Genomic DNA, 16752 nt, shown 5'->3' with positions numbered 1-16752 from the left:
TCATTACAAACGGGCACTAGAATAAACGGCGTTTTAATCCTGTTCTTTCTAATATACGGGTTGAGATCTCTTCTACCGACATGCTTGATGTATTGATGTAAGGAATGGCTTCTCGTCGAAATAAGCTTTCTACACTGTGAAGTTCTGATTCACATTGCTTTTCACTGGCATAGTCACTGTTAGCCAGTCGACTACTGCGGATCTCTGTTAAACGCTCTGGATCTATGGTTAAGCCAAACAGTTTATGGCGATGAATTTCAAATTCAGGTAATAAACGCATTTTTGCTAAATCTTCGGCGATAAACGGGTAGTTCACCACTCTTAAACCAAACTGCATTGCCATATAAAGGCTGGTGGGTGTTTTGCCACTACGCGATACACCGAGCAAGATTAAATCCGCTTCCTCTAAACCACGCAGTGAAATGCCATCATCGTGGGAGAGGGTGTATTCGATGGCTGCTATTCGATCAAAATAACCATCTTGATCTTTACCAACACTGTGTGAGCGTTGCAGTTGTGGCTTGGGCTCTAGCTGTAGATCTTCAGCAACGAAATTGACCATGGTTTGTAATACATCGTAGAACAGAGCATTGGCAGAGAGAAGTTGTTGCTTGATGTCAGGTACGACCATAGAAAAAAACACCAAAGGCTTTTCTCCCGTCGCTAAAAAAGATCGTTCTATCTCTTTTATCACTTCAGTGACTTTGTGCCCATTCTCAATAAAGGGAAAGGTCTGTTCATTGACTTTAAGAGGGAACTGAGCAAGCACAGCATGACCAACTGTCTGACAAGTAATAGCGGTTCCATCAGAAATGTAGAATACGTCACGAGTTCTAATTTTGGGATGCATAATAAGTTTAAATCATGAAATAAATTTAGATAAGATGCGCTTAAGGTATAGAAAAGTGATCAAACATTTTGCTACTAAGTCCACAACCTGACTTAAAAGTAAAAATTTTTTGCCGGTTAAAGCAAACGTTTGCCTTTTCTCTACATGGTAGTTGATTATTGTCGGAGAAACACATGCAAAAGCACACCCTTTGGTTCAATACGTTATCAATGAATGATGTGAACCAAGTTGGCGGTAAGAATGCCTCGCTTGGTGAAATGGTTTCAAACCTTTCAAATGCGGGAGTGTCTGTTCCTAACGGATTCGCGACTACCTCTCACGCATTCCATGAGTTTTTAGAGTATGAAGGGCTGAATAATCGTATTTACGATTTGCTAGGTACTCTTGATGTTAATGACGTAGATGCACTACGTGAAACAGGTTCAACCATCCGTAATTGGATTTTAGATGCGCCGTTTCCACGTGAATTAGAACAGAGCATCCGTCGTGATTACCTTGAATTGATTGATGGTAATCAAGCACTTTCTGTAGCGGTTCGTTCATCTGCAACCGCAGAAGACTTACCTGATGCTTCCTTTGCGGGGCAACAAGAAACATTTCTTAATGTAAAAGGCGTTGAGGCTGTTTTAGAAGCAACGAAGCATGTGTATGCGTCATTGTTTAATGATCGCGCCATTTCTTACCGTGTTCACCAAGGTTTTGATCATAAGGGAATTGCGCTTTCTGCGGGTATTCAGCGCATGGTGCGCTCTGATAAAGCCGCCTCTGGTGTCATGTTTACCCTAGACACTGAATCTGGTTTTGACCAAGTGGTGTTCATTACCTCGTCTTGGGGTTTAGGTGAAATGGTGGTGCAGGGCGCTGTAAACCCTGATGAGTTTTACGTCCACAAACCAATGCTTGAAGCTGGGCATGCGCCGATCGTAAGAAAGAACTTTGGCTCAAAACTCATCAAGATGATCTATTCAGATAACCAAGAGATTGGTAAGCAAGTCGACATTGTTGATACTTCAGCTGAAGAACAGCACCAGTTCTCAATTAATGATGAAGAAATTAAAGAGCTTGCTAAACAAGCAATGATCATTGAAAAACACTATCAACGTCCGATGGATATTGAGTGGGCCAAAGATGGTATTGATGGCAAGCTTTACATTGTTCAAGCGCGTCCTGAAACGGTATGTTCGCAAGAATCTCAAAACGTAATTGAACGCTATGAGCTGAATAATAAAGCAGATGTGTTATTAGAAGGTCGTGCTATTGGTCAACGTATCGGCAGCGGTAAAGTACGCTTGGTTGATTCACTGGACCAAATGTCACTGGTTCAAGAAGGGGATGTCCTTGTTACTGATATGACAGATCCAGATTGGGAACCTGTGATGAAGCGTGCTTCAGCGATCATTACTAATCGTGGAGGTCGTACATGTCACGCTGCCATTATTGCCCGTGAGTTAGGTATTCCTGCCATTGTGGGGTGTGGTAACGCTACAGAAGTATTAACAGATGGTGCTGTTATTACTGCTTCATGTGCAGAAGGTGAAACAGGTTATGTTTATCAAGGTGAGTTGAACTATGAAGTTCGACGCTCATCGGTAGATGAACTACCTATGCTACCAACTAAAGTGATGATGAATGTGGGTAACCCTGAGCGCGCATTCGATTTTGCGCAGCTACCGAATGAAGGCGTTGGTTTAGCGCGTTTGGAATTTATCATTAATAAAATGATTGGTATTCACCCGAAAGCGTTACTTAACTTTGATGCACAGAGTGACGAGTTAAAAGCGCAAATCAGCGAGAAAATCAAAGGCTATAACGATCCTATTGATTTCTATGTAAGTAAACTGACCGAAGGTATCTCAACCATTGCTGCTGCATTCTGGCCAAAACGTGTGATTGTACGTATGTCTGATTTCAAATCGAATGAGTACAGTAACTTAATTGGTGGTCAAAGTTTCGAGCCCCATGAAGAGAACCCAATGTTAGGTTTCCGTGGTGCCTCTCGTTATATCTCTCCTGTGTTTGAAGATTGCTTTGAACTTGAAACACAAGCGATCAAACGTGTTCGTAATGATATGGGTTTAAAGAATGTCGAGATTATGATCCCGTTTGTACGTACGCCTAGTGAAGCTGCATCGGTTATTGAGTTACTGGCGAAAAACGATTTACGTCGAGGTGATCAAGGTCTGAAAGTGATCATGATGTGTGAACTGCCATCAAACGCAGTGCTTGCGGATGATTTCTTAAAGTACTTTGATGGTTTCTCCATTGGTTCTAATGACATGACTCAATTAACGCTTGGTTTAGATCGTGATTCTGGTGATGTTGCGCATCTCTTTGATGAGCGTAACCCTGCAGTTAAAGCCATGCTGAAAATGGCGATTGATGCGGCAACAAAAGCAGGCAAGTACGTGGGAATTTGTGGTCAAGGACCATCTGATCATGATGATTTAGCCAAGTGGTTAATGGATCAAGGTATTAGCTCGGTATCATTAAACCCAGATACCGTGATTGATACTTGGTTAAAACTTGGGAATGTTAATAACAACCATTAACAGACAGCTTAGGTTTAGAACAAAGATTAAAAAAAGGCTCTAACTTCAGAGCCTTTATTTTTTGTTGAGGTTTTTCTTTTTACTTTGATGATTGAAGGGCTAATTGCAGTGATGGTTTTAGCTCATCAAGCCACTGATAACGATGTTTGTACAGCTTGCGCTTATTTCGATTGAGTGTGGTTAGGTCTTTTCGTTTCGGTGATAACGGCAACTGATATAATTCTTTGTTTTGCTTAATACCATTATATTCTTGCCATAACTCATCATAGTCACAACTAACAGCTGTGCGTTTTGAACCAATATAGCGAAGTGCTTGGTAAATATGACCTTTATTGCTAACGGCGGTAATATTTTTTAATTGGTAACAATCAGCAAAAATAATAACTAACTCCACCATTAATGCTTTAGGACGTAAGCCATATAATCCTTTGGTTAACTGTTTAATAAGTGCTTGACGGTTTTCAATATCACTGTCTGGACCTTGTAATGCACCAATATGTAAAAGGCTTTGCTCTTGGTTAACGGTGAAACTAATACAATACAACTGTGTATCATTATTATCCGTTAATGTAATGCCGATAGAACCCTCGCGTGAGTAACCTGCATCAAGATATATATTGTAAGTATTGCCGTTCTTATCTGCTATTTGCCAAAGTTTATAGCCTTTATGCTGGTATATATTTAAAAGGTTAGAAGAAAAGTTGTTCAGCATAAATTGCAGATGTTTTTTAAGCATCTGTGTTCTTTGGTTTTTATCCCATGACAAGCAACCATATGGTTTTAGTGGTTTTTCAATAAAAGACGGGTGTACCGTAATTAATTTTTTAAGTAATGGATCATCGAAGCAGCTTATTAATTCATCAGTTACTTTAGGTGATAAAACACACCAGCAATAGAGGCGAAACTTTTTCCTGATTCTATCAATCCCTGCTGTGTCTGGATAACGCATGTTTGATAAAAATGATCCATGCTTAAACACCGTACCTGATGTTATGCTCTGAATAGACATTTTGATAAACCTTATAAAGATGTATATTTATTGTATATGGATATTTTACTTGGAATAACCATGAAATATTAAAAGCTAAATTAAACGGTGTTTTAATTAATGAAAGCTGAACAGGGTATTGATATTTACAGCCTAATATTTTTGTTTTTAATTATTATTTAATATTGGTGAAATCCTGTTCATTAATGGCAACGACAGCTTCAGTTTATATGCTTTTATGAACAGGATGTTTCTATATAACGAGTTAAAGCGTTAGAAAATTAGCTTAATATTTTTGCTCCTAAAAGTTCATCATCAAAAACTCAACTATTTAAATTCTGAATATGCAATAAAGAGAGAGCTGTACATTAATCCTGTTTGTAATATATGCGTTAAGACCGCACGAAAATGCGGCGCACTCAATGCATCATTAAAAGGTGCACCAATCCAATACGGTAAAAAGAAAGCGGCAAAAATCACACATAAGATTTTCCATGATGTTGGTGTTCTCCATGCTGCTGAGCCAAAGTAAATCAGGTAGACCATTGCTAATAAAATCAAGTTACTGCTTGCTTCTCGAAAGAAGTGATACCAGCTGTGTGTTTGGTAATGGGGATCACCGATATGGCTTAACGTTAGACCCATACTGCCAAGAAAAAAGATTGAGCCAATGATCAGTAATAGCCTTGATAAAGTTAGTTTTGACATAGTTATCCTTTGATAAAAACAATTTACTGTAGTGTGAGAGCAGGATAAAAGAGCCAAAGTGAAAATAGTGTAAAAGCATAGCGTGAAGTGACCTTAATGAGTTAATAACATGTAACACTTTACTATTAACTCTTGTTTAGAATTTTAAGGTAAATTGCTGCCATCTAAGAAGTGATCACTGCGATCTGATAAAGGAAGATCATCGATGGTAGCGTTATTTTTCAAATGCTTGTTAGGGGCTTTTGCTGTTTTACTCATTGCGTTACTTTCTAAAAGTAAGAGCTTTTATATCTCAGGCTTAGTGCCGTTATTTCCCACTTTTGCGCTAATTGCGCACTATATTGTTGGTACAGAACGTACTATGGCAGATTTGCGTGTGACGGCATTATTTGGGCTTTATTCGTTAATTCCGTATGCTGCATACCTCATCGCTGTTTATTACTTTAGTTATAAATATGAGCTAGTTTGGACGCTATCATTAGCAGCATTAGTGTGGGCGTTCTTTGCTTGTTTACTGCTGGTGGGATGGACGAAGTTCAGTCCAGTGTTGAGTTAATTGATACAGTAAGCATGGCGTGTTCAGTGCTTATTCACTCTTGAACACGCCATAATCGTAATGCGAGTTAACTTATTTATTTACGATCCCCGGTAGGCTTAAATCACCAGATGCAACATCAAACACATCTTTCACACACAGTAGTGGGGCATGGGCACTTTCGTTAACACGTAAGCCAGAAGTCACACCATCAAATTTAGCCAGTTTCAACGCAGTAACATTGTCGAGTTTTATCGTGACGTTCACGCTATCACCACTAAATGTAGGCGTAAAGTCAGGGCTGTCGATCAGCAGTGGTAAGCCAGGCCATGTTTTTGGCAGTTTAGGTTTTTCACCTTTAGGAATATCAACAACGCCTAATGAGCCTTTACCACATTTATCATTTGGCTTTAATACAACCCAGTGGCTATGCCAAACACTCCCATCATTGGTTTTATCGCCATCACCGTTTTCGTCATAAAGCGGTGTGTCATCAAAATCAGGATGGGCAGTAACCGCCAGCGCCAAAATACCAGCATCTTTTTCAAAGCCGACTTCAGCAGGGTTTAATGTGGTAGGCCAAACATAAGAGAACACATCGCTACCTGCAAGTTTCCCTGTCGCTGTGGGTTTTACCGTTCCAGCTTTACCTGACACCGCAATATGAAAAGTGGCAAGATCGCCTTGTGTGGTGATCTTAGCGTGAACGATGTCAAACGCTGCGTCTTTAGCATTGCCTGCTTGCGCTTTAATGCCGTTTGAGTGTGCCATTACGCTTGATGCGCTAAAAAACAATACAGCTGAAAGGGTGTGGGCTAAAAGCGTAGGCATCGTATTTTTGATAGTCATCATGCTAAATCCTCTATTTTTGTATCGACTCGATACTATAATAGGTTTAGCAGAGCATTATTCAGCTTGTCAACATTGTTTTGAGTCGATACTATTAAGTTATGAATATAACAGTTATCCATCAGTTACTTGAACGGATCGGAAATTTGATCCGTAACGAGACAAGAGCCTGTTTGGTTGAACATGGGCTACAACCCGTTCAGCTAGAGGCTTTGTATTATTTGTCGATGTGCAATCGTTTCTCCGATACACCAAAGGCAGTGACGGAGTATTTAGGTTTAACAAAAGGGACAGTGTCACAAAGTTTGAAAGTGCTTGAGAGCAAGGGCTATGTGAGTAAAACCCTAGATCCTAGTGATAAGCGGATCACCCACATTGCACTGACAGCGCAAGGCGAAGCATTAATAGCGAAAACTCAGCCGTCGCAATTGCTAAAAAATGTCTGGGCAAAGGCAACGTTAAGCCAGAATGGATTGGATGGGGACGTATTACAGCAACAATTGGAAAGCCTGTTATTTACTTTGCAGCAGCAGAACCAATGTAAATCTTTTGGCGTGTGCAAAACCTGTAAGCACAATCAAACGTTAACAGATGGTACGCACTTGTGTGGTTTAACCCAACTTGCACTGAGTGAGACAGATATTCAAAAGATCTGTATTGAGCACAGTAAGTAGCAAAAATTAGATAAAACAAAGCCAGCATATATTCGCTGGCTTTGTTATTTCTTGTGGCTTGATTTTAACTAAATAATGCTAATTATTGAGCCGCTTTGTCATTTAATAAATCGATAAAGAAAGCATATTCTAATGCATCTTCATGGAGTGCTTTAAATCGACCGGATGCGCCACCGTGACCCGCTTCCATATCGGTTTTAAATAGCAAACGGTTATTGTCTGTTTTCATTTCACGTAGCTTAGCCACCCATTTCATTGGCTCAAAGTATTGTACTTGTGAGTCATGCAAACCTGTTGTGACTAACATATGCGGATAGTCGTGCTCGCCAACGTTATCGTACGGAGAGTAACTCAGCATGTACTCATAGTACTCTTTTTGATTTGGGTTACCCCATTCATCGTACTCGTTCGTCGTTAGTGGGATAGACTCATCAAGCATCGTCGTTACCACATCGACAAACGGCACTTGTGCTGCGATACCGCAATATAATTCAGGTGCTTGGTTAGCAATCGCCCCCATTAACAAACCACCCGCAGAGCCACCAACTGCGAAGATCTTATCTTTAGCGCCGTAGCCTTGTTCAACAAGGGCTTTGGTCACATCAATAAAATCATTAAAGGTGTTTTGCTTAGTGAGTTTTTTACCGTCTTCATACCAAGGACGACCTAGCATTTCAGAACCACGGATATGAGCAATAGCATAGACAAAGCCACGATCAAGCAAGCTTAAACGTGATGATGAAAAGCTTGGATCAATGGTTGAACCATAGGAGCCATAACCGTATTGATATAACGGGTTGGTGCCATCTTTTTTGAATAGCTCTTTACGATAAACCAAAGAAACAGGCACTAATTTACCGTCACGTGCCGGGATCATTAAACGTTCAGATTGGTAATTATCAGCGTTAAAATCACCTAACACTTCAGCTTGCTTTAATAACGTAAACTCACTGTTATCAAGGTTGATATCGTAGTGAGAGGCTGGCGTTGTCATACTTGAATAGTAAAGACGTAGCTTATTGGTATTTAACTCTTTATTACCATAGAAGAAAGCGGTGAAAGCCTCATCATTAAAGCGTAATTCACGCTCTTCATTGGTATCTAACTGGCGAACCGTAATATGGGTTAAGCCATTAGAACGTTGTTGGTAAACAAGATAGTTATCAAATAGCTCGTAGTCTTCCAGCATTACACCTTCTTGCGGTGCAATCACATCTTGCCACTCTGTTTTATCGCCTAGCTTATCAGCATCGACTTTCATTAAACGGAAGTTAACCGCTTCATAGTTCGTCAATACGTAAAACTGCTGACCCAATTTAGAAATGCTGTATTCCAAGCCTTCTTCACGCTCTAAAAATGGCGTTGCAGTGGCATTTGGATCGTTAGCGTCAATGATCGATACCGCACTGGTTTCAGTACTTGAGTGCCAGATATACACCAACTCGTTATCTTTACTCTTACCAATTGAGGTGTAGAAAGACGGATCGGTTTCTTCAAAAATAAGCGTATCGTCAGCTTGGTTAGTACCTAGCTGGTGGCGATAAACCTGATAACCTAATAGGGTTTGTGGATCTTTTTTGATGTAGTAGAACGCTTGGTTATCGTTCTGCCATGCAATAGAACCACTGGTGCCTGTGATTTCATCAGCAAGGTATTCACCCGTTGCTAGGTTCTTCACTTTAATGGTGTAAATACGACGACTGACCGTATCTTCGCCATAAGCTAATAGATTCTCGTCTTGGCTAACGCTCATACTAGAAACGTTGTAATACTCATGACCTTTAGCGAGTTCATTGACATCGAGTAAGACTGTTTTATTCGTGCCGTTAAAGTCATCAGCACGAACAGATACGGCATATTCGTTATCACCTGTTACTTCACTGGAATAGAAATAGTTCCCTTGTTTTACAGGTACTGAGTTGTCGTCTTTAACGATACGACCTTTAATTTCTTCAAATAGCTGTTGTTGTAGTGCCTCTGTGTGCGCCATTACCGCATCAGTGTAGGCATTTTCAGCGTTAAGATGCGCAATGATTTCAGGATCGGCACGATTGTCATCTCGCATCCAATAATAGTTGTCGATACGAGTATCATCATGGATGGTCATTGTGTGGGGGATTTTCTTGGCAATCGGCGCTTGAAGATCTTGAGCCACGTTTGTTGTTTTTGTATTCACAGTCATGTCCTTCCACGAATTTTCTTTGTTATTGGGTATAGCAAAGAAAACGAAAAAATAGGAACCAACGCACGTCGTAACACGTTGTTTATACAGAGTATAAGCGTTTTATGGTTAGCGATGTTTGATCGCCATTTGCTTTTCTATTTACCCCGTTTATTGCTTATTATTTGGGGGCATATTCAGAAGATATCAATGCCTACCAGTAATAGCATGGTGATTTATTCTGCTCAATTTTGGTGTGGATTTCTTTTCCCTTTTATAAACAGTGAGATATGTAATTGTATTTTTCAATTATAGAGTAATTACTTTAACTGTTTGGTTTTATAGGGATTTATAAAATACAGTGTTTGTTTATTTGTAAACGTCAGCTATTGCTACTGCGATAAAACAAAATAGTGTGATGTTAATCACAAAAAGGTTTTGGTTCGAGCATAATATTAAAAACATAACTCGTTGATAGTAGATATGTTTATGAAGAACGCATTGATTATAGCCTTAGGAATTATTACAGGCGCTATCGTTATTGGTGGGCAGTCTTTTTACCATTTGCTCACATCACAAAATATTGTCAATGTCGCCAGTGGGGAAGTTCGGCTGGGGGAAGTGTATGACGAGCAACTCACCACCACAGTTACGATCACCGGTGACGATAATGAAACACCCATTTTGATGATCACCGATGCCACAGATCAAATAGCGAAAGATGTGAAACAAGAATTAGCGCAAATGGTGCTTGATGCCAATAAAACCTTACCAGCGCATGAAAAAATGCGTTTAGAAACCGCCTATTTTGATACGAATGTGAACATTGAGCTTTCTACAGAGGTGGAGTATCACTCTCAGTATCAGAAAGATATGCAGTTAACGATTGATGAAACTGAGCTACTACACCATGCTAGCGAGCAATATCACTTTACTGAAGCCGTTGATATGTTAAACACCTACGCAAGCAAAATGGATACGATTTACCATCAGAACGATTCCTTTATTCACAAAATCTAGGGATCGTAAGACGATTAAGGGTAGAGCGTGAAGGTAGGGGGCTTTGCAGGTAGAGAATCGAACAAGGTAATGTTAGTAAACTCGTTTCTGCCCCAAACCTTCATAGGCTAATTTTTTATCTGTGACATTTACTCGCTCAAAAATGTCCCAAACGTTTTATAGAGTATATCTGCTGGTTTAAGGCTAGTTAATGTTCTTAATGCATCTAGCGAAAAACGGGTACTGATGTGCATTATGAAATTAATCCTAGAACGTAGCAAATTACTAGTTACTCTTTTTAACATTAAATTATAAAGGCTTGGACTGTAAAGTTAGTTTTAAATGCAGACTATTATGGGGTTCATTCAATGTGTCGCACTAAAGCTAATTTGATCTATGTAAGAACAAAAATTTTAGGGTATTCGAAATTAGATAATATGATTCGTTAGCTTGATGTTGAATTTGAAAAATATTTGAGGTTTATAGAGTAAACTAATTGTAAAGGAGTGAAACAGTTTTTCTCTTTATTTGAAAAGCTTGTGCTCCTTTTTATTTAAGGTTGTTACTTATACCGTCCTTTATTATTCATATTTGGAAAAATTTTTTACTTAAAACATATGCAATCATGATAAGCTATTGATAAATATTCTAAAAAAATACAATAGTTATGACTGGAAACATAGAACTTACAACACTCACAGATTCAAATGCAGATTCTTTCCTTCTGAAGGTTTTGGGAACGTCGGGACATAGACATATTTTAATTGATGGTGGTTTGAAAGGAGATGGTAGAAGAGCATTAAGGCTAATTGAGAAGATATTTAAACAAGGTAGTAAAATTGACTTAATCGTTTTAACACACGTCGATCAGGATCATGTGAATGGTCTTTTATCGCTTTTTGAAAGTGATAGCGTTAATAGTGAGAGTATAGGCAAAGTTATCTTCAATGTGCCTCACAGTGAAGCTGAAAAAAAGGTAATTAAAGAAAAGAGTACCCAGTGCGGCTATCAGCAAGGTAATACCCTACTTGGATTGATCATTAGTAAAGGTATAGAGCTTGTTCAAGTACATCAAGGGTTCAATCTTAAAGTCGATGAGAATGTTTATATAGATATTCTGGCTCCAACCAAAGAGGCGTTAGAAATCAATCACGAGAATTGGAGAGAAACAAACATTGGTCATGATGAAGAGGAAGAGTACGATAAATCTCTATTACTTAATAAGAAGTATAAGGAAGATGATAAGCCACAAAACTTATCCAGTATTGTTTGTTTGATTACTTGCGATGAACAGAAAATGTTATTTTGTGGAGACAGTGTTCCCAGCCAGATACTAAGTTCTGAGCTTGAAGTTACTCCAGTCGCGCTATTTAAGGTTCCACACCATGGAAGCAAGTACAATATTTCAAAAGAACTATTAGAGAAATTTCCTTCAAGTAAATACCTAATACCAGGAAATAGAAGTTCATATCCAAATTATTATACTGTTGCGCTAATAGAAGAATATGCAAAGAACTCAGAAGTGTTAGTACCAAAAGGTTCATGGGTTCATAGCAAACGAAGAAACAGTGAGATCGAATTGGATTTTGTGGAATATAAATTTGGGACGAAGGTTATAGTATAATGGTTGATGTTGGATGTTTACATTCTGCGTTAGTTAAAGTGAAGTCTAAGCTTATAGGGAGTGGTGTATGGATCAGCTTAGGAGTAACTGAACATTCTTATGTACTTACAGCAGAACATAATATTGATGGTCATGATTTTGAAATTTTCGATAGCAGAGGAAGAAGACTTGAGGCTAGTTATGTTTGTAAACTGGCTGAGTTAGATATATCGATTCTAAAAATTAACGAAAAATGTTCAAATCGAATTGAGCTCTGTCTTGATGATTGTAATGAAATAGACAGAGACTCAAGGAGTTGGATATTGGGATATCCTAAGTCATTAGTTAAAACTTCTGATTTTGAAGCTATTGAACATGAAGGGACTATCTTAGTTGATAATGAGAATATCTCTTTTAGAATTGATGAAAACCTACCTGATTATGCTGATAGAGATAATATTGAAGGTTTTTCTGGTGGGCCAATATTTCAAGTTTCAAAAAATATAATATATTTAAAGGCTATTATAACTGATAGCTTTGATGAAGGATTTTTGTATAAAAGAATATATGGAGTTAAGTCAAAAAATATATATGAATTACTTCCTGATGATATAGTTAACGAATTATATAATAAATGCGGTATAGAAAATATAGTAGATAAATCTTGCCAAATACTAGATGAAAAAATAATACAATATATTATTGATGGAAATCATTTATCTAAATTAAATTTCATCGATTTTAATTTGTTAGAAAAATGTGAATATTTTTACCTTCCTGATGATAAAGATAAAAGAACACAACATGTATCTTTGTTAAGAAATGAAGAGTCAATTAAAGCATATATACATTCAAGGATTATATCAATGATCATTGATGATTCGTTATATAATGTTAGCTTAAATCCAACTAACTTTGATAGTGAAAAATTATTCACGATACATGTAACTGATTTTACAAAGACGCATCAGCTAATAGCTAAATTAATTAAGCAGGAGAGAAGTCTTGATTATTCAAATGCAATTATAATGATAATATATTCATCAGATGACAATGATTTAAGATATGTTAAGAAAAAGAGAGTATCTAAAGTTATAGCAGATTTTGCATGTGGAAATGAACCTGAATTGTATAATGACTCCATTCCAATCAACGAAAAGTTAAAACTAAAAAGTTTCCTTGAAACTCGAAAAAATGCAGGAATGAAATTTTCGATCATAAATATAAAATTTCTTGTAGAAATGATTGTGGATAGAATAAAGAATGAGTTATACGGTGAGTGTTATGAACAGGAAAAACTTCGACAAGAAGTTATAGAGGTAGTCAAATATTATGAATAGTATCAATTGTAATGAATTACAGTTTGATGATCTTTCTTCCGCTGTAAGGTTTGTTTTAGAAAATAATATCACAATTTTCTTAGATGAAGGTGATTTGATTCTTTGTTATATGGACTCGTCAGAAGGTATTAAGAGTAATTGGAATGATATATCAACTAGAATGGCACTTGACTTTCAATCTAATCTTGTTGATGAAGTAATATCAAGAAATCTACTACTTGTTTTTTGTTCTACAGAAGAAATCGATATTGATACAAGAAAGAAAATACAATTAGATACATACTGTTGTAGAAAGATAGCTAGAAGTAAGGTAGAAAATTTAGAAAATAGTATAAAAGACTTGATCTTTTATGGAGTAGAAAAAAAAGAAGATGTACAGAAAGTTTCCTTAAAAGAAGTAATTGAAAGTAAACACCATGAAGTATTCCAATTGATGGCTTTAAAATGATGAATAAGAATAAAATTAAAAAAATAACATTGGATAGTTTTAGAGCTTTTTCAGATAAAAAAGAACTAGATTTTGAGATTGATAATAAAGTTGCTGATATAGTTGTTGTATATGCACCTAATGGTACAGGAAAGACGAGCACTATAGAAGGTATAGAGTGGGCTACAACAGGCAAAGTATCTAGGTTGGATACAATTATTTCTAATAATAAAGCAAAGAATAGGAACCCTAAAGAAGGTAATATTTTAAAAAACAGATATAGTGGAAAAAAGATAGGTTCTGTTACATTAGAGCTAGAAAGTGGGAAGTTTATTCACAGAGAAACTAAGCCCAAAAATAATAGAAACCATGATTATTGTGAAGGAATCTTGAATGGTTCTATAAAGGATATTGGACGTTTTAGTAATAATATTCTTAGTCAAGGTACAATTAGCAAATTTTCATATGAAGCAAGTAGCGGTAGTCTTTTTCAATCGCTAATTAATAATAAAGGTAACTCAGAAGATGTTGAGATTTATGATAAGCTCAACTCAATTAAAAATAATATAGATAAATCCAACTCAGAGAAAAGAACTGAAATATCATATATAAAATCTCTAATATCTAAAGAAAATAAAGATATTACTTCACTTGAGAAAAATTTCATAGAGGATTCGGACTTTTATTACTCTGAAGAATACATTTTATTTAAGAATAATTTTAAGTTTTTTCAAGATATTTCTAAAAAGAATGTTAATGATTCTATTAGCTATCTGACAGAAATAAAAACATCATTTGAAAACCTAAAGTCAAAACTAATAGATTTTGATCTTGATGATTATAGAGGGCACTCTAAAGATTACTTTAATGCATCTAAAGTGATAGAACTAGAAAGTGAGCTTATAGATAAAAATGCGGAGTTTGAACGTTTTGAAAATCAATATATTAATATCTCTTCGAGAAAAGAATCATTAAATGAGTTTCTTTTGCCTGAAAATATTGAAAATATTAACATTAAAATATCAAAATATAATGAGCTGAAGCTTAATATTGGTGAGTGTAACTCCTATATTTATAAAATATCAAATCTGAATGATTTAGTTCATGATAAATTAAAGAGTATTAATTTATTAGACTTGAAAGAAAAAGATAAAAAACTATCTGCTTCAGAAGGATTGATTAAGGTACTATTTGGAAATGTTGATAATGATGAAATTACGCTTTTAGATGAAAAGCAGTTTATAAGTAAAATAAATGAGAAAATAAAATCTAAGTCTAGCTTACTTAGCTCTATCACAAAACAATCATTTATTACAGAAAACCAAGATCTTAAATATGTAGTAGAATTGAACAAAAAAACGTTTGATCTTGAGCAACTAAATATAAAGATAAAAGACTTATATAGTGAGAAGAAAAAAATAATTTCATTTGAAGAAAAACTTGGAATCATAAAAACTTATGTTATTGAAGTTATAAATGAAAGAGCCTTGAGTAGCTGTCCAGCCTGTGGAGCTAACTATGAAGAATCAAATAAACTCATAGAGTCGGTCAACAGTTTAAAAACTGACTCAAACCAACTCATTGATGGGGCGATAGAGACTCTTAATAAACAAAAACTAAAACTAGTTGCTGAAATTAAAAATTTAAACGATATTATCGACAATTTAGTTTCTGAGAAAAAACAAGGATTGAATAAAGAGATAGAGAAATTTAGGGAAAGAAAACAGCAAACATTGAATCTTTACTCTTGTTTGTCCGAACTTAACATCCAGTATACGCAAAGAAATATAGTTGGTTTGTTAAAAGAAATATCATTTATCAAAAAGTCTGTTGAAAGGCGATTATTTGTACTTTCTAGAAAAAAAGATAAATATGAGGGATGGTTTAGAAGGATTGGTTTTCAGTTGGCTGAAAAATCTAAAGAGTTATCTATATATGAGCGAGAACTTAATTTTTTAATAGTTAGTATCAAAACAAAATTTGATCTAAGTATCAATGAATTAATTATAATATCAAGTTCTTACCATGTTTGTCTTTTCGAATATAACGAATTGGCCGAAGAAGAAAATAAAGTAACAAATAATCTTAAATCTATTAAAAAACAGTTGGCAGAGCTAAATGAAAAAATCTCTAATTTGAAAGTTCGTGCAGGTTTTTCTAAAGACTTGATTATGAGGGATGTTATTGAATTGGCACAGAAAAATAAAAGGATTATTAGAGCTAATTATAACTATATAAATAATCAAATTGTATCCTATAGAACTAGGAATAATTTTATTTTTGTTGAACTCATAACTCGCATTGAACAAAAGTTATCGGCATTTTCAGCAAATCTTTTAACTTCACAAAACATAATAAACAAGAAAGAAAATGTTATCGAAAATAGAAAGCTATTGGAAGCTAAGAATAGAGAGTTGAGAGAAGGTATCTCAAAATTAGGAAAAGTTAACCTTGCATTAAATGATGCAATATCTTATTTCTCAGAATTGGCAAGTGATAGTATTAATAGTGATGTTCTTAATGATATGTTTATGTACATTGAACCTCACTTAAAATACGATGAAATATCATTTCGTGTTGACCTGAATGGTAATAATAAAGGTATTTATATTCAAGCTAGATCCAATTCTATGGATGATGACAATACACCTATTTATTATCTAAGTGAAGCTCAGATTAATATATTATCGATTTGTATTTTTCTTGCAGATCATGCGAGAGAGGTAGAGTCCTCTATCAATGCAATTGTAATCGATGATCCAGTTCAAAGTATGGATGATTTAAATAGCTATGCTTTGATAGATTTATGCAAAATATTTTCAAGACGATTTAAGAAGCAAATAATAGTAACTACTCATAATAGAAGTTTTTTCAATTTATTTAGAAACAAACTGCCTGAAGAGCGATATTCTACAAAGTTTATTAGTCTTTAATTTTGAAAGAGCCTGTAGTTGGCTCTTTTCTTAGTAAAAATAAAATAATATTTGCGCGTAACTCTTATAGTAAATGAGCATACCTAAAATTTAGCAATTATTAAATAATGTATTTTTTACAAACTTACTCAACATT

13 protein-coding genes are annotated in these 16752 nt (G+C 35.8%); 8 read left to right on the top strand and 5 right to left on the bottom strand.

Annotated elements, in window-relative coordinates:
• Positions 1 to 16: 16 nt before the first annotated feature.
• Positions 17 to 850 carry a posphoenolpyruvate synthetase regulatory kinase/phosphorylase PpsR gene (gene ppsR, locus Q7657_RS05785; protein WP_053989279.1) on the bottom strand — a complete coding sequence of 278 codons (834 nt, stop codon included), beginning with the start codon at positions 848 to 850 and terminating at the stop codon, positions 17 to 19.
• Positions 851 to 1023: 173 nt separating this feature from the next.
• Between ppsR and ppsA the strand changes: the two genes are divergently transcribed.
• On the top strand, positions 1024 to 3399 hold the full coding sequence (ppsA, locus tag Q7657_RS05780) for a phosphoenolpyruvate synthase (protein WP_107166234.1): 2376 nt from the start codon (positions 1024 to 1026) through the stop codon (positions 3397 to 3399).
• Between the two features lie 79 nt (positions 3400 to 3478).
• On the opposite strand, the gene Q7657_RS05775 is transcribed toward ppsA, so the two are convergent.
• Positions 3479 to 4408, bottom strand: coding sequence for a VirK/YbjX family protein (locus Q7657_RS05775; RefSeq protein WP_107166233.1), 930 nt, complete (start codon positions 4406 to 4408; stop codon positions 3479 to 3481).
• Positions 4409 to 4714: 306 nt separating this feature from the next.
• Positions 4715 to 5095 carry an RnfABCDGE type electron transport complex subunit D gene (locus tag Q7657_RS05770; RefSeq protein ID WP_107166232.1) on the bottom strand — a complete coding sequence of 127 codons (381 nt, stop codon included), beginning with the start codon at positions 5093 to 5095 and terminating at the stop codon, positions 4715 to 4717.
• A 205-nt stretch (positions 5096 to 5300) separates the two neighbouring features.
• Between Q7657_RS05770 and Q7657_RS05765 the strand changes: the two genes are divergently transcribed.
• The gene (locus Q7657_RS05765; RefSeq protein WP_053989274.1) at positions 5301 to 5651 is read left to right on the top strand and encodes a GlpM family protein; all 351 of its coding nucleotides are present in this window, start codon (positions 5301 to 5303) and stop codon (positions 5649 to 5651) included.
• Between the two features lie 72 nt (positions 5652 to 5723).
• Here the strand turns inward: Q7657_RS05765 and Q7657_RS05760 are convergent, their stop codons facing one another.
• Positions 5724 to 6479: a hypothetical protein gene (locus Q7657_RS05760; protein WP_498827311.1), complete on the bottom strand. Its 756-nt coding sequence runs from the start codon at positions 6477 to 6479 to the stop codon at positions 5724 to 5726.
• 101 nt (positions 6480 to 6580) lie between these two features.
• Here Q7657_RS05760 and Q7657_RS05755 point away from each other — a divergent pair, with 101 nt between their 5' ends.
• Positions 6581 to 7153: a MarR family winged helix-turn-helix transcriptional regulator gene (locus Q7657_RS05755; protein ID WP_107166230.1), complete on the top strand. Its 573-nt coding sequence runs from the start codon at positions 6581 to 6583 to the stop codon at positions 7151 to 7153.
• A gap of 82 nt (positions 7154 to 7235) precedes the next feature.
• Here the strand turns inward: Q7657_RS05755 and Q7657_RS05750 are convergent, their stop codons facing one another.
• Positions 7236 to 9335, bottom strand: a complete 2100-nt coding sequence (locus Q7657_RS05750; RefSeq protein WP_181319858.1) for a S9 family peptidase — start codon at positions 9333 to 9335, stop codon at positions 7236 to 7238.
• A gap of 468 nt (positions 9336 to 9803) precedes the next feature.
• Here Q7657_RS05750 and Q7657_RS05745 point away from each other — a divergent pair, with 468 nt between their 5' ends.
• The 5 genes from Q7657_RS05745 (at position 9804) to Q7657_RS05725 (ending at position 16616) form a co-directional block, all read left to right on the top strand.
• The gene (locus tag Q7657_RS05745) at positions 9804 to 10334 is read left to right on the top strand and encodes a hypothetical protein (RefSeq protein WP_107166229.1); all 531 of its coding nucleotides are present in this window, start codon (positions 9804 to 9806) and stop codon (positions 10332 to 10334) included.
• A 646-nt stretch (positions 10335 to 10980) separates the two neighbouring features.
• Positions 10981 to 11937: an MBL fold metallo-hydrolase gene (locus tag Q7657_RS05740; protein WP_258178263.1), complete on the top strand. Its 957-nt coding sequence runs from the start codon at positions 10981 to 10983 to the stop codon at positions 11935 to 11937.
• A complete protein-coding gene (locus Q7657_RS05735) occupies positions 11937 to 13256 on the top strand; it encodes a S1 family serine peptidase (protein ID WP_107166227.1) in 1320 nt (439 codons plus the stop codon). Before Q7657_RS05740 ends, Q7657_RS05735 begins: the two co-directional genes overlap by 1 nt.
• Positions 13249 to 13704, top strand: a complete 456-nt coding sequence (locus Q7657_RS05730) for an ABC-three component system middle component 1 (RefSeq protein WP_107166226.1) — start codon at positions 13249 to 13251, stop codon at positions 13702 to 13704. The genes Q7657_RS05735 and Q7657_RS05730 overlap by 8 nt, the downstream gene beginning before the upstream one ends.
• A complete protein-coding gene (locus Q7657_RS05725) occupies positions 13701 to 16616 on the top strand; it encodes an AAA family ATPase (RefSeq protein WP_107166225.1) in 2916 nt (971 codons plus the stop codon). The genes Q7657_RS05730 and Q7657_RS05725 overlap by 4 nt, the downstream gene beginning before the upstream one ends.
• Positions 16617 to 16752: the final 136 nt, after the last annotated feature.

The organism is Candidatus Photobacterium acropomis (assembly GCF_030685555.1).
GTDB lineage: Bacteria > Pseudomonadota > Gammaproteobacteria > Enterobacterales > Vibrionaceae > Photobacterium > Photobacterium lucens.
This window is presented reverse-complemented; position numbering and strand designations above follow the sequence as displayed.